Here is an 18,500-nt window from a genome sequence, read left to right as displayed (position 1 = left end):
TGATGCCTGACAGCGGCGCCCCCGAGCACAGTGATCGACCCGACCTCGACCGGCTCTTGGGCGATCTCAATGCGCTCGAGGCGCTGGCCGAGGGCTGGGACGATGCGGCGCGGATTGGGGCCAGGGCGCAGGCTGCAGCAATCGACGCGCTGAACGCCGAAGCGTTCCGGCGAATGATCAGCACGCTGAAGTCCCACGACGGCTTCGGCAAGGCGCTGGTCGATGCGGCGCGCGACGAAGTCGTCTATGCCGTCCTGCGCCGGCACGGTATCCTAAAGCCGTCGCTGCATGAACGGGTCGAGGCCGCGCTGGAAACGGTGCGCCCGATGCTGGCCAGCCACGGCGGCAATGCCGAGGTCGCCTCGGTCGAGGGCAACCGCGCCGAGATCCGCTTTCTGGGTGCCTGCGACGGCTGCCCGGCCTCGCAACTCACGTTCTATGCCGGCGTCAAGAAGGCGATCGAGGATCATGTGCCCGAGATCACCGAAGTGCGCCAGGTCAAGGGGTTGGGCGGCGGTGGTGCCGACACGGTGCATTTCACCTCGCCCTTTGCCGAGACGCTGGGGGGCAGCTGGATCAACGCGCTCAATCTGGCGAAGCTGCCGGATGGTACAACGCTGTTCGAGACCGTCGGCGGCGAATCGGTGATCTTTGCGCGGCAGGGCGATCAGGTGACCTGTTTTCGCAACGCCTGCGCGCACATGGGGCTCGAGATGACCGAGGGTGCCGTCGAGGCGGGCATCCTGACCTGCCCTTGGCATGGTTTCCGCTATGCGCTGGAAAGTGGGGAGTGCCTGACCGCGCCCGAGGTGCAGTTGCACGCCCATGCGGTGCGGGTCATCGGCTCGCACATCCAGGTCAGGATCGTGCCATGAAGGTTTCGCTCGCGCCCTCGTTTGCGCCGATCAAGGCCGAGGGCACGGTGACAAAAGGCCCGCCGCTTCTCGACCCGTCGGGCGCGCAGGTGATCCTGGGATCGGATGGCGGGCTGCTGGCCGACCCGATTACCCCGGCCGCGCATCGCCTGTTCGGGCCGCGTGGCGTCTGCCTGCATCCCGACGGCTCGTTATGGGTCGCCGATACCGGGCACCATCGGCTGCTGGGCTGGCGCAAGCTGCCGGACCACGACGACCAGCCGGCCGATATGCTGTTCGGCCAGCCCGCCTTTGGCCGCGAGGGGCGCAATGCTAAGGGGCCGGTGACCGCCGCCACGCTGAACGTGCCGACCGGCATCACCGCCTTTCGCGGCGGCCTGGCGGTGGCGGATGCCTGGAACCACCGGGTGCTGATCTGGCACCGCCTGCCCGAGGGCCCGGACAGCCCGGCCGACATCGTGCTTGGTCAGGCCGATGCGGGGTCGGCGCTGGCCAATCGCGGCGCGGATGCGCCTGGGCCTCAGACGCTTCACTGGCCCTATGGCCTGTCCGAGATCGACGGCAGGCTAGTCGTCTGTGACACCGGCAACCGCCGCCTGCTGGTCTGGAACGATCCGGTCGAAACAGGACAGCCCGCCGATCTGGCGCTGGGTCAGGACTGTTTCACCTGCCGCGACGAGAATGCAGGTGGGCCAGTTTCCGCGCGTTCCATGCGTTGGCCCCATATGGCCACCGGCTGGCGCGGCGGGCTGGCGGTCGCGGATGCGGGCAACAATCGCGTCATGGTCTGGTCCAGCTTTCCTCAAGCCAATGGTCAGCCTGCCGATTTCCTCGTAGGCCAGGCCAGGATGACTGACTGCGACCTGAACCGGGGCGCCTATTACCCCTCGTCGCTAGCGGTCAACATGCCCTATGCGCTCGGGGTGTTGGGCGACCGGCTGATTGTCGGGGATACGGCCAACTCGCGGCTGCTGGGCTTTGCCGGGGCCGGCTTTGCGGTCGAGGCCGATTGGTTGACCGGCCAGCCTGATTTCGCCTCGAAGGGCGACAACCGTTGGGGACTGGCCATGCGCGACAGCCTGTGCTGGCCCTACGGCCTGTCGGTGCGTGGCAGCACGGTCGCCGTGGCCGACAGCGGCAACAACCGCGTGCTGATATGGGAATCCGCGCCATGACCGGCGCACGCCTGACCGTGCGCGGGCAGGTCCAGGGCGTGGGCTTCCGGCCCACGGTCTGGCGGCTGGCGCGCGAGATGGGGCTGGCGGGTGACGTGAAGAACACCGCCGAGGGCGTCGTGATCCGGCTCTGGGGCGAGGGGCTGGACAGCTTTCCGGGCCGGCTGCACGCCGCTCTACCGGCGCTGGCCCGGATCGAGGAGCTGCATGTCGAGCCCCTAGACGATGCGCCGCCTTTGGGTTTTGCCATCGTCGCCTCGGAGGCGCTCGGTACAATGCGCGGCTCGGTGACGCCCGATGCAGCGACCTGCCCCGATTGTCTGGCCGAGATCCGCGATCCGTTCCAGCACCGCTACCGCTATCCCTTCACCAATTGCACCAATTGCGGCCCTCGCTTTTCCATCGTGACCGGGGCGCCCTATGACCGAGCCCGGACGACGATGGCCCCGTTTGACCTGTGCGAGATCTGCGCGGGAGAATATGCCGACCCCACCGACCGGCGTTTTCATGCCCAGCCGGTCGCCTGCGGCCGCTGCGGCCCGCAGATCTGGATCGAGAAGCTGGGCCCCGGCGCGGTCAACCACGAAGCCTTTTCGATGCTCGATGACATCGACGCCACCGGCGGCATGATCCTGAACGGCCATGTCGTCGCGATCCGCGGCCTGGGCGGCGTGCACCTGGCTTGCGATGCAACCAATGCCGCCGCCGTCGCCGAACTGCGCCGCCGCAAGGGGCGCAATGGCAAGGCCTTTGCGCTGATGGCCCGCGACCTGGGCGTGGTTCGTGAATTCTGCCAGGTTTCCGAGGCCGAGGCCGCAGCCCTGTCCGGCCCCGAAGCGCCGATAGTGCTCCTCAAATCGTTGCCGAACGCCCTGCCCGAGGCCATCGCGCCGGGGCTGGACCGGCTCGGAGTGATGCTGCCCTACACGCCGTTCTATCACCTGATCCTGCGCCGCATCGGCCGCCCCGTGGTGATGACCAGCGGCAATCCTTCAGGCCAGCCTCAATGTATTGGCAATCAGGAAACCCGCGACCGGCTGCCCGCCATCGCCGACTTTGCCTGCCTGCACGACCGCGAGATCGCCAACCGCATCGACGATTCCGTGGTTCGGGTGGACCTTGGCCGGATGCGCGTGCTGCGCCGGGCACGCGGCTTTGCTCCGGCGGGCCTGCCGCTGGCGCCGGGCTTTTCGCGCACGGCGCAGGTGCTGGCGATGGGCGGAGAGCTGAAGAACACCTTCTGCCTCGTCAAGGACGGCCAGGCGATCCTGTCGCAGCACATGGGTGATCTCGAGGATGCCGCCACCCATGCCGACGCCGCACGGAACCTGGCTCTGTACACCCGGCTGTTCGACCATGCGCCGGGCGTGATCGCGGTCGACCTGCATCCGCAGTACCTGTCCACCCAGGCCGGGCGGGCGCTGGCCGGCGGCCGTCCGGTGATCGCGGTGCAGCACCATCACGCCCATGTCGCCGCCTGTCTCGCCGAGAACGGCCGCCCGTTGGATGCGCGCCCGGTCCTTGGCATCGCTCTTGACGGCAGCGGTCTTGGCGATGACGGCACGCTCTGGGGCGGCGAGTTTCTGGTCTGCGACTATCGGCGCTATGCGCGGGTCGGATCTTGCAAGCCGGTGGCACTGCCCGGCGGGGCGGCGGCGATCCGCGAGCCCTGGCGCAACGCCTATGCGCATCTGATGGCGGAAATGGGCTGGGCCGAATTCGCGATGAATTTCGACGGGCTCGAGATCTTTCGCAGGCTTTCCGCGGTGCCGCGCGCGACTCTGGATGCGATGATCGCGGGGGGCACGCATGCGCCGGTCTCGACCTCCTGCGGGCGGCTCTTCGATGCGGCCGCCGCCATCGCGGGCTTGGCCTGGGAGGCGCAGGATTACGAGGGCGAGGCCGCCATGCGCTTCGAGGCCGCGATCGACGCCGCCGCGATGGCAGAGCCTGATGACTTGGCCTATCCGTTCAGCATTCCGCTGACGGGGGGCAAGGGCATGCCCTATATTGAGCCGCTTGCGGTCTGGCGAGCAATGCTCGGCGATCTGATCCTTGCCACCCCAATCGGTGTCATCGCGGCCCGCTTTCACCGCGGGCTGGCGCAGGCCGTCGTGCGGATGGCCGAGCGGATCACCGAAGATACCGCCATCGACACCGTCGCCCTGTCGGGCGGCGTGTTCCAGAACGCGACATTGTTCGCGCTGGTCCATCACGGACTCGAAGCCCGCGGGCTGACGGTTCTCAGCCACGCCCGAACCCCCGCCAACGACGGGGGACTAGCAGTTGGTCAGGCCGTTGTGGCCCTGGCCGTCAGCCAAACGGAGGAAACCCCATGTGCCTTGGAATCCCGGGCCGGATCGTAGAAATCACCGATGCCCCCCGAAAACTAGCCACAGTCGAGGTGATGGGCGTCCGCCGTCAGGTCAACGTCGCTTGCATCTTGAAAGACGAGCCGATCGAAGCGCTGATCGGCACTTGGTCCCTGATCCATGTCGGCTTTGCCATGAGCCGGATCAACGAAGAAGAGGCGGCGCTGACGCTTGACGTCCTGCGCCAGCTTGGCGAGGCGCAGGCCGAGATCGAGGCGATGAAGGCCTCGGAAAGGATGCTGGCGTCATGAACTACGCAGACGAATTCCGCGACCCTATCGCCGCGCGCGGCGTGCTGGCCGCCATTGCCCGCGTCGCCGACGAGATCGGTGCCACCCGCGAAAAACCCGTCCACATCATGGAGATCTGCGGCGGCCATACCCATGCGATCTTTCGCTACGGTCTCGACAAGCTGACGCCGCCGGGGCTCGAGTTCATCCACGGGCCGGGTTGCCCGGTCTGCGTCCTGCCAATGAGCCGGATCGACGAATGCGTCGAGATCGCCGAACGGCCGGGCGTCATCATGACCACCTTCGGCGATGCGATGCGGGTGCCGGGGCATCGCAAGTCGCTGATCCAAGCCAAGGCCGACGGCGCCGACATCCGCATGGTCTATTCGCCGCTCGACGCGCTGGAACTGGCTCGGCGCCACCCCGACCGCGAGGTGGTGTTCTTCGGCCTGGGGTTCGAGACCACCACGCCCTCGACGGCTCTGACCATTCTGCAGGCGGCAGCGGACGGGCAGACCAACTTCTCGGTTTTCTGCAACCACATCACCGTGCCACCGCCGATCAAGGCCCTGCTCGACGATCCGCACATGATCCTCGACGGCTTTGTCGGGCCGGGGCATGTCTCGATGGTGATCGGGGTGCGGCCCTATGACTTCATCGCCCGCGACTATGGCAAGCCGATCGTGGTGGCGGGGTTCGAGCCGCTTGACCTGCTGCAATCGGTGCTGATGGTGCTGGAACAGATCCGCGACGGTCGCGCGGAGGTGGAAAACCAGTATTCCCGCGTCGTGCCGGATGACGGCAACCCGGTCTCGATCGCCGCCTGCGCCGAGGTCTATGAGCCACGGCCCAGTTTCGAATGGCGCGGCCTGGGCGAGATCGACGCCAGCGGCGTGCGCATCCGCCCCGCCTATGCCGCCTGGGATGCCGAGGTCAAGTTCGGGGTCGGCTACGGCAAGGGGACGCGCCTGGCGGCCGAGCCCGATGGCTGCCGCTGCGGCGATGTGATGACCGGCCGGATCAAGCCGCACGCCTGCCCGCAGTTCGGCAAGGGCTGCACACCCGAAATGCCGCTGGGCGCGCTGATGGTCAGTTCCGAGGGGGCCTGCGCTGCCTACTACCAGTATGGCGGGCTGCGGCTGGAGGAGGCGCTGTGAACGAGCGGCTGCGTCCCCCTCGGCGCGTCGTCGCCGACCGGGTGACGCTAGCCCATGGCGGCGGCGGCAAGGCGATGCGTGATCTGATCGAGGATGTGTTCACCTCGGTCTTCGCGCCGCCGGGGATGGAGGATCAGGCACGGCTGATGCATCCGTCGCTGCTGGATCCGGGCGCGCAACTTGCCTTCACCACCGACAGCTTCGTCGTCTCGCCGATGGAATTTCCCGGCGGGGACATCGGCACCATCGCGGTCTGCGGCACGGTCAACGACTTGGCCGTGGGCGGCGCGCGGCCGCTGTGGCTGTCAGCCGCCTTCATCATCGAGGAGGGCGTCGAGATCGCCACCCTCCGCCGCATCGCCCGCTCGATGCAGACCGCCGCCGAGGCCGCCGGGGTGCGCATCGTCACCGGCGACACCAAGGTGGTGGGCCGGGGGTCGGGCGACGGCGTCTTTGTCACCACCGCCGGTGTGGGCGTGATCCCGCCCGGCCGCGATTTGATGGCGGGCAATGTCCGGCCTGGGGACATGGCAATCGTCAACGGCGTACTCGGCGATCATGGCGCTGCCATCCTGGCCGCACGCGGCGACATGGCGCTGACCACCGATGTCATATCGGATTGTCGGCCTCTGAACCTGTTGATGGAGGCAGTCTTGGCCGCCGCGCCTGATCTGCGCTGCGCCCGTGATGCCACCCGTGGAGGGCTTGCTTCGGCCCTGAACGAAATCGCCGATGCTGCTGGGGTGGGAGTCGTGATCGCCGAGACCGACCTGCCGCTGCGCCCCGAGGTCAAGGGGGTCTGCGAGATCCTCGGGCTCGATCCGCTCTATCTGGCCAACGAGGGAACGCTGGTGCTGTTCGTGCCGCCTGACCAGGCCGAAGCGGCTTTGGCCGCAATGCAAGGCACGGCGGCCGGTGTCGAGGCCCGCATCATCGGACAGGCCACGGCCGCCCATCCGGGAACCGTGGTCATGAAGACCGTCTTTGGCGGCGGACGGATCGTCGACATGCTTGTCGGCGAACAATTGCCGCGCATCTGCTGACCAATCCAACGAGAGAGGAACGACCATGACCAAATATTCGACGGGCGGACTGGCTGCCGTGTTTGCCCTTTTGCCTGCGGTGGCGCTGGCGCATCCCGGCCACGCCGCTCCGGCGTCCCATAGCCATTGGGAACTCGCCGCCATGGCGGCGCTGGCGCTAGCCTTGGTGACAGTTCTGCGGCGGACCCGACAGCAATAGGCGCCTGGCGGGGCGTTCGCGGTCCGCATACAGGGACGGAAAGCAGATCAGAATGCATGAACTGGGCATGGCCCGCAGCATCGCCGCGATCGTCGGCGAACACGCACGGGGCCGCCGGGTGCGCGGCGTGCGCGTTGCTATTGGCCCGCAGGCCTGCATCGAGCGGCAGGCGTTGGCCTTCTGCTGGGACATAGTGACCGAAGGCACCGGCCTTGCGGGCGCCACCCTCGGCTTCGTCGAGGCCGAGGGTGAGACTTTCACAGTCAAGGACTACGAAATCAGGGAGGACGCGTGATGTGCGGAATATGCGGCTGTGCCGATCCGACGAACCAAGTGACAATGACCGATATGGCCAGCGGCAAGACCAGCCTGCTGCGCACCGGCCCGGCGACGGAGGTCCCGATAGGGCTTTCGGTGGCTGAGGCGCATGCGTTTGCCCATGCCCATGGCCTGCCGCATGATCATGACCACGGGCACGCACACGCCCATGACCATAGCCATGACAACGACCACACGCATGACCATGGCCATGACCACGGGAATCAGAGCCAAGCCGAAGCGACTGCGCTGCAAGGCGGCGCCGTCGCGCTGGAAACCGCGATCCTGGCCAAGAACGACGCCATCGCGCAGCGCAACCGGGGCTGGTTCGAAGGTCGCGGCGTGTTGGCCTTGAACTTCGTGTCCTCGCCGGGCGCGGGCAAGACGGCGCTCCTTGAGGCGACGATCCGGGCGCTGGCGGGGCAGGTTACGATCACGGTAATCGAAGGCGACCAGATGACCAGCAACGACGCCGAGCGCATCCGCGCCGCCGGTGCTGTCGCAATCCAGATCAACACCGGCGCGGGCTGCCACCTCGAGGCGGACATGGTGGCCGAAGCAGCTCGCGCGCTCAATCCCGCTCCGGGCAGCCTCCTTCTGATCGAGAATGTCGGCAACCTTGTCTGCCCGGCCATGTTCGATTTGGGCGAAGCGATGAAGATCGCCGTGATCTCAACCACCGAGGGAGAGGACAAGCCGCTGAAGTATCCTCATATGTTCCGCGCGGTAAAGATCGTGATCGTCAACAAGATGGACCTTGCCCCGTATGTCGGTTTCGACGAGGCGGCTTGTTGTGGCAACATTCGTGCCGTGAATCCGGAGGCCGAGATCATCTACGTTTCAGCAAAGACGGGACAGAACTTGGAAGCCTGGCTTACCAAGTTATTGCAGCTTAGAGCTGATTCGAATTAAGATTTTTGGCTTGATGTCCCGCCTGATCGGTATTTCTAGGATTTTTTCAACAGACTCCTAAAAGTGTCGCTTTCCCGAGCCGATTACAACTATGAATTCTTGCTGAAGTTTAGCTCTAGGCTTCGTGGACAAAGGTTAGCCAGAGTTTGACTGCGGCGATGGCGACCGATCCGAGCTAAGATTCCTTGCTCTTGTCGTAGCGTGTGGCGCGCGCCGCCAGTTCTTCAGCTTGTTGAACAGACGCTCGATCAGATTGAGTGAAGGCTGCGAGCCCAACGAACGCCTGGCGCAACGCAACGCTATTGAAGGAGGACGGGCAATAATGCGGAACCGCGCTTACAGCCGACAGGTGGCAGGAATGGCGGCGTTGGTAGCCATGGCCTTGTCGGTCGGATCTCCTGTTGCCGACGCTCGTGAAGCGGCCGGCGTTGCCGGCGGCTTCACGAGTGGCTTCGCACATCCGTTTTTCGGATGGGATCATGTGGCGGCCATGGTCGCCGTCGGTCTATGGGGGGCATTCCTCGGAGCGCCAGCGATCTGGCTCCTGCCGATCGCGTTTCCGTTGGTCATGGCCTTTGGCGCAGCGCTGGGCATCATCGGAGTCCCGTTGCCGGCGGTCGAGATCGGCATTGCGTTTTCGGCCGTCCTGCTCGGAGTCATGGTGGCCTTGGCTGCGCGGCCGCCGCTGGTCGGCGCTGCCGCGGTCGTCGGACTCTTTGCAATATTCCATGGCCACGCACACGGCACCGAACTGCCCGCCGCCGCCAACGCGCTTGCTTATGCAGCAGGTTTCGTAATCGCCACCAGTCTGCTTCATCTCATCGGGATTTCATTCGGCTTCACGACGCGTTGGAGTTGGGGGGCACCGGCAGTGCGAACCGCGGGAGGCATCATCGCACTAGTTGGTATGGGCTTCCTCTTGAAGGGAGTGGCATGATCCACTTCGTCTTGGCACTTGCATCGCTCATCGCGGCCGTCGAACCCGCAGCTCTTGGCGGCTCGTACGCCAGCAACGGCGAGCGCCAGGCCCCAACCCAATCTCGACGCCCAAGTGCCTTGCGCATCCCACCCATCACGTCGCGTCTCTCACGCTTCAATGCGTCGATTGGTGCCGTGATTGCTCGACACTCGCTTTGGCCAGCATGGCCTCGAGCTTGGTGAGCACTTCGACCGACAGCCGAAGCTGCACATTGGCCTGCCCGCTAATTTCGAGAGCGACCGTCGCTGGCTGGATGGAGTCTGCATCGACAGTCACGTGAAGGACGTCCAACACGATCGCATCGATCATGGGCTTATTCTTTGTCATATGCGCCCCCAATCGGAGTTGCGATGTCCCGAACCTCTTGGCGAATTCAGCCCCTGGATAGAGGCTGGAACCCGTTGGGGAAGCTGCGTCGACGGGTCGGATCGCGAGTGTCGATGTAACTTGCAGCGGCACCGAAGAAAACCATCGCCGGATGTTCGTTCGTTGCCGACGCAGCCCGCAAGACCTAATGAAGCGATAGGGCCATCAATCGTCCGAGCCGCTCGGCAAAGAGCTGCGCATCGGCAGGGCGCTCTCCATCGAGAACGCGGGCCTCGTCGAGCAGAAGATGGGCCAGGTCATCGCGCAACGCATCGTCCTGCGATCCGGCGAGCTTCAGCACGAGCGCGTGCTGGGGATTGACCTCGAGGATCGGTTTAGGTGCGCTGTCGAGCCGCCCAGCAGCAGAGAGCAGCCTCTCGAACTGCCGGTCCGGGCCCTTGTCGGGCGCCACGAGACACACCGCGCTGTCGGTCAGGCGATCGGACGCTCGGACATCGGCGACTTCGGCTCCGAGGATCTGCTTCATAGCCTCGATCAGCGCACCGACCTCCGGCGAGGTTTCGGTCGGAGGCGCCGCGTCGCCGTTGACCAGCGGGATCAACCCGAGATCGGCTGCGCCTTGGGTGATCGACTTGAACGGCTTGCCCTCGAAATCGGGTGCGTTCGATACCCAGAAGCTATCGACGTGATCGTTCAGTAAGAGAACCTCGACCCCGCGTGCACGAAAGCCTTCGAGCTGCGGCGATGCCGCGATTCGAGCGAGATCGTCTCCGACGATGTAGTAGATCGCCGTCTGGTTCTCCTTCAGGGAGCCGGCATAGTCCTTGAGGCTGCGCAGGCCTTCGTCTGAGGCCGTCGTCCTGAAGCGCGAAAGCCCAAGCAACTGCTCGCGTCGCTCGAAATCCTCGTAAAGCCCTTCCTTCACGACCGCGCCGAAGTTCTCCCATATTGTCGCGAAGGTGTCCGGCTCATTCTCGGCCAACTTGCCGAGATCAGACAGGATGCGGCTGGTGACGCCCTTTTTGATGGCGCCGAGCAGCGGACTGTCCTGGATCATCTCGCGAGAAACGTTCAACGGCAGATCGGAGGTGTCGACCAGCCCTCGCACGAAGCGCAGATAGCGCGGCAGCAACTCCGCCTCATCCGTGATGAAGATCCGCTTCACATAAAGCTTCATCCGACCTTTGCGGTCGGCGTCAAAAAGATCGAACGGCTTGCTGCCCGGGATGAAGGCAAGCGTCGTGTATTCGTGGCGACCTTCCGCGCGGAAATGCACCGTCGCTGCTGGCTCGTCATATTGCCCAGCCACGCTGCGGTAGAAGTCGGTGTAGTCCGCAGCGGTGATTTCGCTCTTGGGCTTAGTCCAGAGCGCCGCGCCATCCGCGAGCGAGGTCGGCTCTGCTCCAGGTTTTTCCACCAGCGTGATCGGCACGGGAACATGGCCTGACTGAGCCTTGACGATACGCTCGAGTGTCCAGCGCTCGGTATAGCTCTTCGCGTCATCCAGGAGACTGAGTGTCACGCAGGTGCCGCGTGAGGGAGTATCTTCCAGCGCTGCGGGAGCGATAGAAAACTCCCCCTTGCCGTCGGACGTCCAACGCCAAGCCTCTTTGCTGCCGGCACGGCGACTGACGACGTCGACCTCACCTGCGACCATGAAAGCGGAATAGAAACCGACGCCGAACTGTCCGATGAGCTGAGCGCCTTCCTTGCCCTTCGCCGCCTCGACCTGTTCCATGAAGGCACGCGTGCCCGAGCGCGCGATCGTGCCGAGAGCCTCGATCATCTCATCGCGGCTCATGCCAATGCCGTTGTCGCTGATCGAGAGCGTCCCGGCCTCAGCGTCGGCGGCAATGACAATGGCGAGTTTTCCACCGTCCTCGATCAATGCTGGCTGGGCTATGGCCTCGTAGCGCAGTTTCTCGCAGGCATCGGCGGCATTCGAGATCAGTTCGCGCAGGAAGACGTCCCGGTCGGAATAAACCGAATGCACCATCAGATGCAGAAGGCGCGACACATCGGCTTCGAAACTGCGATTTTCCGTGGTTGCGGTCGTCATGTCGGTCTTCAAACCTCAAGATTGATGGCGCCCGATTTGGACGTGTCAGAACTGGTTTTCAAGGGGCGAGAGAGATGCGCTTTCGTCGTGTCGCGGTCTCCCTGCAACGAGTCCGCAATTGCCTGCCCGGCAAAGCGCCAGCCTCGGTTAGAGACGATCGGCGTTTGCAGCGCATTCAGCTCATCTGGTCGCGCTGTCGAAGTTCTTTGATCGAAAACGGGAGAGCGTTTGTCGGCTGCGCGTTCATTCCAGCCGCGCCAGCAGCGGAGATCGCCAAATCGCCGGACAGCAGGCGTCACGACCATCCAATGCGTCCTGGACGGGAGCCGATCACGTTGCGCAGCACGGACGACTCATGGCTGTCATGTCGCAAGGCCATTCTCGGTAGCGCTCCGTTTCGACTAAGTTGCATGGCATCATGCTGCGCCTGCCTTTCGCTGTCCTCGCCCTTTTGTGGTTCGCCAGCCAGCCCGTGCTGGCGATCGACATCGTCGAACTCCGTAATCGCGCCGAGCAGGGCGACGCCGTTGCGCTGTTCGAGCTTGGCAAGGCCTACCAGACCGGCGAAGGCGTCCCGCGCGACCAACAGCGCGCATTCAGCTACTATGAGCGCGCTGCGGAACGCGACTATTGGCCGGCCATCAATAATCTCGCCGCCGCTCTTGAACGCGGCGACGGCGTGCGGGCCAATACAACAAGGGCCGAAGCGCTCTACGAGCGTGCTGCGGCGGCGGGTAACATGGTCGCGCAGTACAATCTCGCCGCGCTGCTACTTAAGGGGCAAGGCGGCGGAGATGAGGCCCGCGCCGTCGCGCTGCTTCGCAAAGCGGCGGAGCAGGGTCATATCAACGCGCAGATCGGGCTCGCCGGCATGTTGCAGGCTGGGCGCGGCGTCGCTGCCGACCCTGGCATGGCACTGGACTGGCTGCGCAAGGCGGCGAGCACCGGCTGCGTCCCGGCCAAAACCGCACTGGCCTTTGCCTATCAACGCGGGAACGGCACCGCGGCCAATCTACCCGCTGCGATCGCGCTCTATCGTGAGGCCGCAGAGGCCGGCGATGCGACGGCCCAGTACAATCTCGGCCTGCGCTACGCCCGCGGCGAAGGCGTCGTCCGCGACGACGGCACTGCTCTGGGCTGGTTTCGCAAGGCTGCGGATCAGGATTTTCCACATGCGCTCAATGCCCTCGGCGTTCTCTATGCCCGCGGTACGGTCGCGCCGCAGAACCTGGCCGAGGCGCTGCGGCTTCACCGGCTCGCGGCCGAGCGCGGCAATGTCGATGGGCAGACCAATCTCGGCCTGGCCTATCGTGACGGCACGCGCGTCAAGGCGGATCCCGTCCAGGCTGCGATGTGGCTGATGCTGGCAGCCGCCCAGCCGGCCGGCGAGGATGCGCGCAAGGCTCTGTCGGAGCTCAAGGAGAAGCTCGCTTCGGTCCAACTGCGCAGCGCGCAGGAGATGGCTAGTCGCTGGAAGCCGCGTCCACCGGCCCAAGGCAGCAATTCGGCGAAGGAGGCTCGTGGATGCGAGAACGGTTGAGGCGAGAGGCCATCGCGATCGCACTGCTCGCTGGAACCCTGGCTCCCACCACGGCGCAGGCTCAAGCCAGCCGCGAGGCACGCTCTTGTTTCTCGGTTTCGGACGAGGCGCGGCTCTGGAAGCATTGCCGCGCGGCGGTCGGGAACGCAAAGGATTCGCCTGCCATTCGCGCGCGGGCACATGGCAGGCTCGCCGACGTCTTCCGTGCACGCGGCGACCAGGAGCGCGCAATCCAGGAGCTGAATGCGGCGATCGCGCTCGACCCGGACAACCTGCGCTATGTCTCCAACCGCGCCGTCGCCTATTCCTACAAGGGCGAACGCGACCGCGCGATCGCCGATTATGGCCAGGTGATCGCCCGCGATGCAAAGAACGGGCTGCACTACTTCAACCGCGGGGTCGAATATGCAGACGGCGGCGAACTCGACCTCGCCATCTCCGACTTTACCGAAGCGATCCGGCTGAAGAGCGATTTGCACGAAGCCTATGACAATCGAGGCGCGGCGCTCTTCCTCAAGAAGGAGTTCGGCAAGGCCTCCGCCGATTTCGACAAGGCGATCGCGCTCGCTCCTCGCTTCGCGAATGCCCGCTACAATCGTGGCGTTTACCTGACGGAACAAGGCAAGCTCGACGAGGCGCTGAAGGATTTCGACGAGGCCGTCCGGCTGTCGCCGCAGGATCCGAACATCCATGTCAAGCGCGGCAAGGTGCTGTTCCTGAAGGGCGACTTTCGGAAGGCGGTGGCCGAGTTCAACCAGACCCTGCGCATCGCTCAGGGCTCGACGGAGGCGCTGCAGCTACGCGCGGCGGCGATGATCCGACTCGGCGAACCCGTCGGCGCCATTGCCGATTATACGGTTCTGCTGCGCCTGCGCCCCGACGACATGGCGCCCTATCTCGGCCGGGCCGAGGCCTATCGCGCTGCAGGCGACCTGCCGCGGGCCTTGCTTGACCTGGACGACGCCGTGAAGCGCGCTCCCGGCCGTCCGCAGCCGCTCGCCGCCCGCGCCCAAGCGAAGGTCGACCGCGGCGACCTCGACGGAGCCTCTGCCGACATCGACACTGCGCTTTCGCTCGATGCCAAATTCGCGCCTGCTCTCGCGGTCCGCGCCGCCATCCTCACGCGGCGTGACAAGCCGGACGACGCTCTGGCCGCACTCGATACCGTGCTTGAATCGACTCCGGATGATCACGCGGCGCGGCGCCAGCGCGGCGCATTGCTAGCGAAGCAAGGCAAGCTCGCACCGGCTCTAGCCGATTACGACGTGCTGATCGCTAGAAATCCGGCTGATCCGCGCCTCTACTGGTCGCGCTCTTTCCTGCATGCCCGGCTGGACGATTTCGACCGCGCTATCGCCGATATCGGCAAGGCCATGGAACTCGATACCAGCAATGCCGGAGCAAAGCTGTTTGAGCGTGCCAAGCTGAAGCGCCTTAAGGGCGATGCGACAGGTGCCCTTGCCGATCTCGGCGCAGTCATCGACATCGGCCAAGCTCAGCTCGGCCCGGCCTTCTTTGAACGCGCCACCCTCAATGCCCGCAGGGCAGACAATGCCGCCGCGCTCGCCGACATAGACCGAGCGCTGGCGCATGGCGTCGACGACGTTCGCGCCCATAATCTCAAGGGCTGGGCACTTTTCAAGCTGGGCCGCCCGGCGGAAGCGCTCGCCAGCGCGGATATCGCCGTCGGGAAGGATCCGGAGGCAGCCTATGCGCACGACACTCGCGCGCATGCCCTCGAAGCGCTTGGGCGACGCGAGGAGGCCATTACAGCCTATCGCCGCGCCCTGGCGCTCGATCCAAAGGAAGAAGAGGCGCGCGTGGGACTGAGGCGCCTCGGCGTCGAACCATAGAGGATTTCGCGCCATGCGTCGGAAGCCACGTCTTAAATCGACGGGTTCTCGCAAATCTCGACGCTCCACGATTTAGCGCCGGAGGGGCTCACGGCTTGTCCGAAGAATGCAGCATTATTAGGACAGTCGACAGCGTCCGAAATTTGCATCATATTTCGGACATGCTCGATCAACCGGCCACGGACCTTCGGCGGCGCCTTATGGCCCGTATTGACGAGACGCCGGAAGAGGTGTGGACGCCCAGCGATTTCGCCGACCTCGCCAGCCGCGCTGCCATCGACAAGACATTGCAACGCCTCGTCGCGGCAGGCGAACTCCGTCGCATCGATCGTGGGCTCTACGACAGGCCGCGAAAAAGCAACCTCACCGGCAAAATGGCGGTCCCCGACTATCGCGCTGTGATCAGAGCCGTAACGCGGCGCGACCAAGCCCGCGTCGTGGTCGACGGCATGACCGCGGCAAACGACCTCGGCCTCACCACGGCGGTCCCGGCGCGCATTGAAGTGCTGATTGATGCCCGCTTGAAACCGATCACGCTCGGAAAGCAGGTCATCCATTTCAAATCGGCCGCACCCAGCCGTCTCTACTGGGCGGGACGCCCCGGCATGCGCGTCGTCCAAGCACTCTACTGGATGCAGGATATGATGAGTACGGAAGACGATCGACGGAGCGTCGAGAACCAACTTCGCAGGCTGCTCACCGCTCCAAAGCATGGAAAGGAGATACGCGAAGATCTTCGCGCGGGGCTCTCTGCCATGCCAATCTGGATGCAGGATTTTCTCCGGCCCCTTCTTGAACCTATGAATAGCGAGTTGGAGAAGCACTCGTGAGCGCTGTTGCCTATGCCGAAGTCATCTCAGCCGCACCCGCCGAGAAGCTCGACCTCTTTTTGACCACAGCAAACCGGCTCGGCACCCCGATCGGGAATGTCGAAAAGGATTTTTGGGTCTGCTGGACTCTCGACGCCCTCTATCGTGAACGACCAGCGGGAGGGCCACGCCTATTGTTCAAGGGCGGAACATCGCTATCGAAAGCCTATGGACTCATTGAGCGATTTTCGGAAGACATCGACGTCACGGTGTTTCGTGACGATCTCGACGAGCCCGCTTCCGTGGAAGAGCTCGAGGCACTGTCGAACAACAAGCGCCGTGCTCGCCTAGGCGCGATTCGCGACGCCTGTCGCAGCTATATCACCGGCGCGCTGCACGAATTCCTGGCCGAACACCTTGCTGCAGCGACGGACGGAAAAGGCCGAGTCGAGATCGATGAGGCAGACCCCGACCGACAGACGCTTCTGGTCTGGTATCCAGAGGTAGAGCCGCGCGACGAGTCCTACGTGCGACCGGCAGTGCGGATCGAGTCCGGCGCCAAGTCGGCACTCGACCCAAACCAGCCCAGGAACATCCGGCCATACATTGCCGACGATGCGGGCGGACTCGATCTCACGGTTCCGAATGTCACAACGATCAATGGGGAGCGCACGTTTTGGGATAAGATCGTGATCGCACACGGCTTGCGGCGCTGGTTCGAGCGCCGCGGCGAGCTGCGCCAGGCAGGCCAGCGGGTTTCGCGGCACTTCTATGATCTCCACTGCCTCTTCGCATCTGACATCGGCCGGACAGCATTACCCGATGCTGCGCTGGGAGCAGACTGTGTTCGCCATGCGCTCATGTTCTTCAACCGGACCGACTACGACCTGGCCACGGCCGCAACCGGATCATTTGCACTCGTGCCGACACCAGCAATGATCGACGCGCTTGCGCGCGACTATGCAAACATGACGCCATGATTTTCGGCGAAGCCCCTCGTTTCGAAGAAATCCTAGAGCGTTTTCGGTTTAATCTGGTTCATATCCGGTGGCCTTGAAGTAGTTGGCGCATTCGTGTGGAGAGAACAGGCCGACGATTGCGCCGACGGCGTCCCAGAGAGCGTCGATGCTGCGCTCGGCCCTGGCTCGGAGGATGGCTTTGAGCTTGGCGAAGGCGTTCTCGATCGGATTGAAGTCGGGGCTGTAGGGCGGCAGGAACGCGAGCGTGGCGCCGGCGCGTTCGATCGCCTCGCGAACGCCCGCCGGCTTGTGGGCCGGCAGGTTGTCCATGACGACGATGTCGCCCGGCTTGAGCGTGGGAACCAGCACCTGCTCGACATAGGCGAGGAAGACCGTGCCGTTCATGGCACCATCGTAGACGAACGGGGCGGTCATGCCGCCGAGGCGCAGGGCTCCTGCGAAGGTCGTCGTCTTCCAATGTCCGTGAGGAATGCCAGCCCGACAGCGCTCTCCGCGCGGTGCACGGCCGCGGAGGCGGGCCATCTTGGTCGACAGGCCGGTCTCGTCGATGAAGACGAGCCGCTGGGGATCGAGATCGGGCTGGGCCTCGAACCAGTCCTGCCGCCGCTTCAGGACGTCGGGTCGCTCCTGCTCCAGTGCATGGGCGGACTTTTTTTGAACGTCCAGCCCCGTCCGCGAAGCCAGGCGCTCAGCGCGCTGCGGCGGATGGAGACGGTGCGCTCGGCAAGGAGCCGTGCCGCCATCTCATGCAGCGTGATGTCCCGACGCTCCTCGATCAGAGCGACGATGAAGGCTTCATGCGCATCGAGGCTCGAGCCGCGACGCCGGCCTTGTGGACGGGCCGTCCGCTCGCCTGTCCTGGCCCGGGCAACCCACCGGATCGCGGTCGAGATCCCGACGCCGAACCGCGCCGCCGCCTGGCGGGCCGAACACCCATCCGTCGAAGCCTTCAGAACACGTATGCGAAGATCATCACTCAGAGCTCGCGCCATCCGTCACCTCCTTCAACAGGGAGGTTGAATCAGCCCGAACCGAGCTCGTCACATCACAATCGATTCAACGTTCGGCGGAACCGCTCTAGCCTCGATGGAAATGATTGAACGAGCGGCGAACGGAGCGCGTTAGCAAGGACAGAGGCACGCCACTCGTCACGGCGACGAGAACGGCGATCAGATCGGCCGCGATGCCTCGCGGGACTAGCCTTGGCTGCTGGCTTTACTGATACACGCCCCTATATCGTCGCGGCAGTCGCTGCATGGTTCAGAGAGCGCATTGGCGGCGAGTCGTCCAACCCGTACGATCGGGTGCGCGGATCGAATTGGATGAAATGACACAAGGGCCCGGCCGCAGAGCGCAATGCGATCGCGGCAAGGCAGCATAGGGCCCGTTAGGCTGACGCCTTGGCCTTCGTCACCCGCTTCGCTCTGGTTGGCTTAACCGGCTCGGGGGCCGGGACTGGGGCCGCCGCTGGCTTGCGCCCAAGCCCAATCGATTTTGCCAATACTGACCGCGCCTCGGCATAGCTGGGAGCGACCATCGGGTAGTCGGCTGGCAAGCCCCATTTTACGCGGTACTCCTGCGGCGTCAGCCCATATTTATTCCCGATATGACGCTTCAGCGATTTGAATTTCTGGCCGTCTTCCAGGCAAATCAGGAAGTCTGGGGTGATCGA

At 64.6% G+C, this 18,500-nt stretch carries 19 protein-coding genes; 14 read left to right on the top strand and 5 right to left on the bottom strand.

Translation table 11 applies throughout. The features are described 5' to 3' along the window. Nucleotides 1-2: 2 nt before the first annotated feature. The 10 genes from AC1DYU_RS25370 to AC1DYU_RS25325 all read left to right on the top strand — a co-directional run bounded on the left by AC1DYU_RS25370 (nt 3) and on the right by AC1DYU_RS25325 (nt 9,218). The gene (locus tag AC1DYU_RS25370; protein ID WP_476794041.1) at nt 3-875 is read left to right on the top strand and encodes a NifU family protein; all 873 of its coding nucleotides are present in this window, start codon (nt 3-5) and stop codon (nt 873-875) included. Beyond that, nucleotides 872-2,050 carry an NHL repeat-containing protein gene (locus AC1DYU_RS25365; protein WP_476794040.1) on the top strand — a complete coding sequence of 393 codons (1,179 nt, stop codon included), beginning with the start codon at nt 872-874 and terminating at the stop codon, nt 2,048-2,050. The genes AC1DYU_RS25370 and AC1DYU_RS25365 overlap by 4 nt, the downstream gene beginning before the upstream one ends. Next, nucleotides 2,032-4,416, top strand: a complete 2,385-nt coding sequence (gene hypF, locus AC1DYU_RS25360) for a carbamoyltransferase HypF (RefSeq protein ID WP_476794039.1) — start codon at nt 2,032-2,034, stop codon at nt 4,414-4,416. The genes AC1DYU_RS25365 and hypF overlap by 19 nt, the downstream gene beginning before the upstream one ends. After that, complete coding sequence (locus tag AC1DYU_RS25355) at nt 4,386-4,673, top strand: HypC/HybG/HupF family hydrogenase formation chaperone (RefSeq protein WP_476794038.1); 288 nt, start codon at nt 4,386-4,388, stop codon at nt 4,671-4,673. Before hypF ends, AC1DYU_RS25355 begins: the two co-directional genes overlap by 31 nt. After that, on the top strand, nt 4,670-5,809 hold the full coding sequence (gene hypD / locus AC1DYU_RS25350) for a hydrogenase formation protein HypD (RefSeq protein WP_476794037.1): 1,140 nt from the start codon (nt 4,670-4,672) through the stop codon (nt 5,807-5,809). Before AC1DYU_RS25355 ends, hypD begins: the two co-directional genes overlap by 4 nt. Next, entirely contained in the window at nt 5,806-6,852 is a 1,047-nt protein-coding gene (gene hypE / locus AC1DYU_RS25345) for a hydrogenase expression/formation protein HypE (protein WP_476794036.1), read from the top strand. The genes hypD and hypE overlap by 4 nt, the downstream gene beginning before the upstream one ends. 25 nt (nt 6,853-6,877) lie before the next feature. Further along, nucleotides 6,878-7,051 (top strand): hypothetical protein, encoded by a 174-nt coding sequence (locus AC1DYU_RS25340; RefSeq protein ID WP_476794035.1) that lies wholly within the window; start codon nt 6,878-6,880, stop codon nt 7,049-7,051. A gap of 52 nt (nt 7,052-7,103) precedes the next feature. Then, a complete protein-coding gene (locus AC1DYU_RS25335) occupies nt 7,104-7,346 on the top strand; it encodes a hydrogenase/urease maturation nickel metallochaperone HypA (protein WP_476794034.1) in 243 nt (80 codons plus the stop codon). A 44-nt stretch (nt 7,347-7,390) separates the two neighbouring features. Next, nucleotides 7,391-8,281 (top strand): hydrogenase nickel incorporation protein HypB, encoded by an 891-nt coding sequence (gene hypB / locus AC1DYU_RS25330; protein WP_476794033.1) that lies wholly within the window; start codon nt 7,391-7,393, stop codon nt 8,279-8,281. A 322-nt stretch (nt 8,282-8,603) separates the two neighbouring features. Next, entirely contained in the window at nt 8,604-9,218 is a 615-nt protein-coding gene (locus AC1DYU_RS25325) for a HupE/UreJ family protein (RefSeq protein WP_476794032.1), read from the top strand. Between the two features lie 156 nt (nt 9,219-9,374). Here AC1DYU_RS25325 and AC1DYU_RS25320 read toward each other — a convergent pair whose 3' ends face one another. From AC1DYU_RS25320 to AC1DYU_RS25310, 3 genes are all read right to left on the bottom strand, one after another. Then, a complete protein-coding gene (locus AC1DYU_RS25320) occupies nt 9,375-9,569 on the bottom strand; it encodes a hypothetical protein (protein WP_476794031.1) in 195 nt (64 codons plus the stop codon). A gap of 202 nt (nt 9,570-9,771) precedes the next feature. Next, the gene (htpG, locus tag AC1DYU_RS25315) at nt 9,772-11,646 is read right to left on the bottom strand and encodes a molecular chaperone HtpG (protein ID WP_476794065.1); all 1,875 of its coding nucleotides are present in this window, start codon (nt 11,644-11,646) and stop codon (nt 9,772-9,774) included. Nucleotides 11,647-11,654: 8 nt separating this feature from the next. Beyond that, on the bottom strand, nt 11,655-11,951 hold the full coding sequence (locus tag AC1DYU_RS25310) for a hypothetical protein (protein ID WP_476794030.1): 297 nt from the start codon (nt 11,949-11,951) through the stop codon (nt 11,655-11,657). Between the two features lie 113 nt (nt 11,952-12,064). Between AC1DYU_RS25310 and AC1DYU_RS25305 the strand changes: the two genes are divergently transcribed. The 4 genes from AC1DYU_RS25305 to AC1DYU_RS25290 all read left to right on the top strand — a co-directional run bounded on the left by AC1DYU_RS25305 (nt 12,065) and on the right by AC1DYU_RS25290 (nt 16,828). Then, nucleotides 12,065-13,186 carry a tetratricopeptide repeat protein gene (locus tag AC1DYU_RS25305; RefSeq protein WP_476794029.1) on the top strand — a complete coding sequence of 374 codons (1,122 nt, stop codon included), beginning with the start codon at nt 12,065-12,067 and terminating at the stop codon, nt 13,184-13,186. Then, nucleotides 13,171-15,039 carry a tetratricopeptide repeat protein gene (locus tag AC1DYU_RS25300; RefSeq protein ID WP_476794028.1) on the top strand — a complete coding sequence of 623 codons (1,869 nt, stop codon included), beginning with the start codon at nt 13,171-13,173 and terminating at the stop codon, nt 15,037-15,039. The genes AC1DYU_RS25305 and AC1DYU_RS25300 overlap by 16 nt, the downstream gene beginning before the upstream one ends. Before the next feature lie 161 nt (nt 15,040-15,200). Further along, nucleotides 15,201-15,869 (top strand): DUF6088 family protein, encoded by a 669-nt coding sequence (locus tag AC1DYU_RS25295; protein WP_476794027.1) that lies wholly within the window; start codon nt 15,201-15,203, stop codon nt 15,867-15,869. Further along, a complete protein-coding gene (locus AC1DYU_RS25290; RefSeq protein ID WP_476794026.1) occupies nt 15,866-16,828 on the top strand; it encodes a nucleotidyl transferase AbiEii/AbiGii toxin family protein in 963 nt (320 codons plus the stop codon). Before AC1DYU_RS25295 ends, AC1DYU_RS25290 begins: the two co-directional genes overlap by 4 nt. Before the next feature lie 48 nt (nt 16,829-16,876). Here the strand turns inward: AC1DYU_RS25290 and AC1DYU_RS25285 are convergent. Beyond that, a protein-coding gene (locus AC1DYU_RS25285) for an IS630 family transposase (RefSeq protein ID WP_476794025.1) occupies nt 16,877-17,820 on the bottom strand; the annotation gives its coding sequence in 2 pieces (ribosomal slippage) (nt 16,877-17,484 and nt 17,484-17,820; 945 coding nt in all). Nucleotides 17,821-18,215: 395 nt separating this feature from the next. Next, nucleotides 18,216-18,500: Ros/MucR family transcriptional regulator (locus AC1DYU_RS25280; RefSeq protein ID WP_476794024.1), on the bottom strand; the 285-nt coding region annotated here is incomplete at its 5' end.

This window comes from Allobosea sp. P2_B12 (assembly GCF_056404835.1).
Note: the sequence above shows the minus strand (reverse complement) of the source record. Positions and strands in the feature narration are given on the sequence as shown.

Coding starts and splice junctions, on each gene's coding strand:
- AC1DYU_RS25370 (WP_476794041.1), top strand. CDS start 3: ATGCCTGACAGCGGCGCCCCCGAGCACAGTGATCGACCCGACCTCGAC.
- AC1DYU_RS25365 (WP_476794040.1), top strand. CDS start 872: ATGAAGGTTTCGCTCGCGCCCTCGTTTGCGCCGATCAAGGCCGAGGGC.
- hypF (WP_476794039.1), top strand. CDS start 2,032: ATGGGAATCCGCGCCATGACCGGCGCACGCCTGACCGTGCGCGGGCAG.
- AC1DYU_RS25355 (WP_476794038.1), top strand. CDS start 4,386: ATGTGCCTTGGAATCCCGGGCCGGATCGTAGAAATCACCGATGCCCCC.
- hypD (WP_476794037.1), top strand. CDS start 4,670: ATGAACTACGCAGACGAATTCCGCGACCCTATCGCCGCGCGCGGCGTG.
- AC1DYU_RS25340 (WP_476794035.1), top strand. CDS start 6,878: ATGACCAAATATTCGACGGGCGGACTGGCTGCCGTGTTTGCCCTTTTG.
- AC1DYU_RS25335 (WP_476794034.1), top strand. CDS start 7,104: ATGCATGAACTGGGCATGGCCCGCAGCATCGCCGCGATCGTCGGCGAA.
- hypB (WP_476794033.1), top strand. CDS start 7,391: ATGACCGATATGGCCAGCGGCAAGACCAGCCTGCTGCGCACCGGCCCG.
- AC1DYU_RS25325 (WP_476794032.1), top strand. CDS start 8,604: ATGCGGAACCGCGCTTACAGCCGACAGGTGGCAGGAATGGCGGCGTTG.
- AC1DYU_RS25320 (WP_476794031.1), bottom strand. CDS start 9,569: ATGATCGATGCGATCGTGTTGGACGTCCTTCACGTGACTGTCGATGCA.
- htpG (WP_476794065.1), bottom strand. CDS start 11,646: ATGACGACCGCAACCACGGAAAATCGCAGTTTCGAAGCCGATGTGTCG.
- AC1DYU_RS25310 (WP_476794030.1), bottom strand. CDS start 11,951: ATGGTCGTGACGCCTGCTGTCCGGCGATTTGGCGATCTCCGCTGCTGG.
- AC1DYU_RS25305 (WP_476794029.1), top strand. CDS start 12,065: ATGCTGCGCCTGCCTTTCGCTGTCCTCGCCCTTTTGTGGTTCGCCAGC.
- AC1DYU_RS25300 (WP_476794028.1), top strand. CDS start 13,171: ATGCGAGAACGGTTGAGGCGAGAGGCCATCGCGATCGCACTGCTCGCT.
- AC1DYU_RS25295 (WP_476794027.1), top strand. CDS start 15,201: ATGCTCGATCAACCGGCCACGGACCTTCGGCGGCGCCTTATGGCCCGT.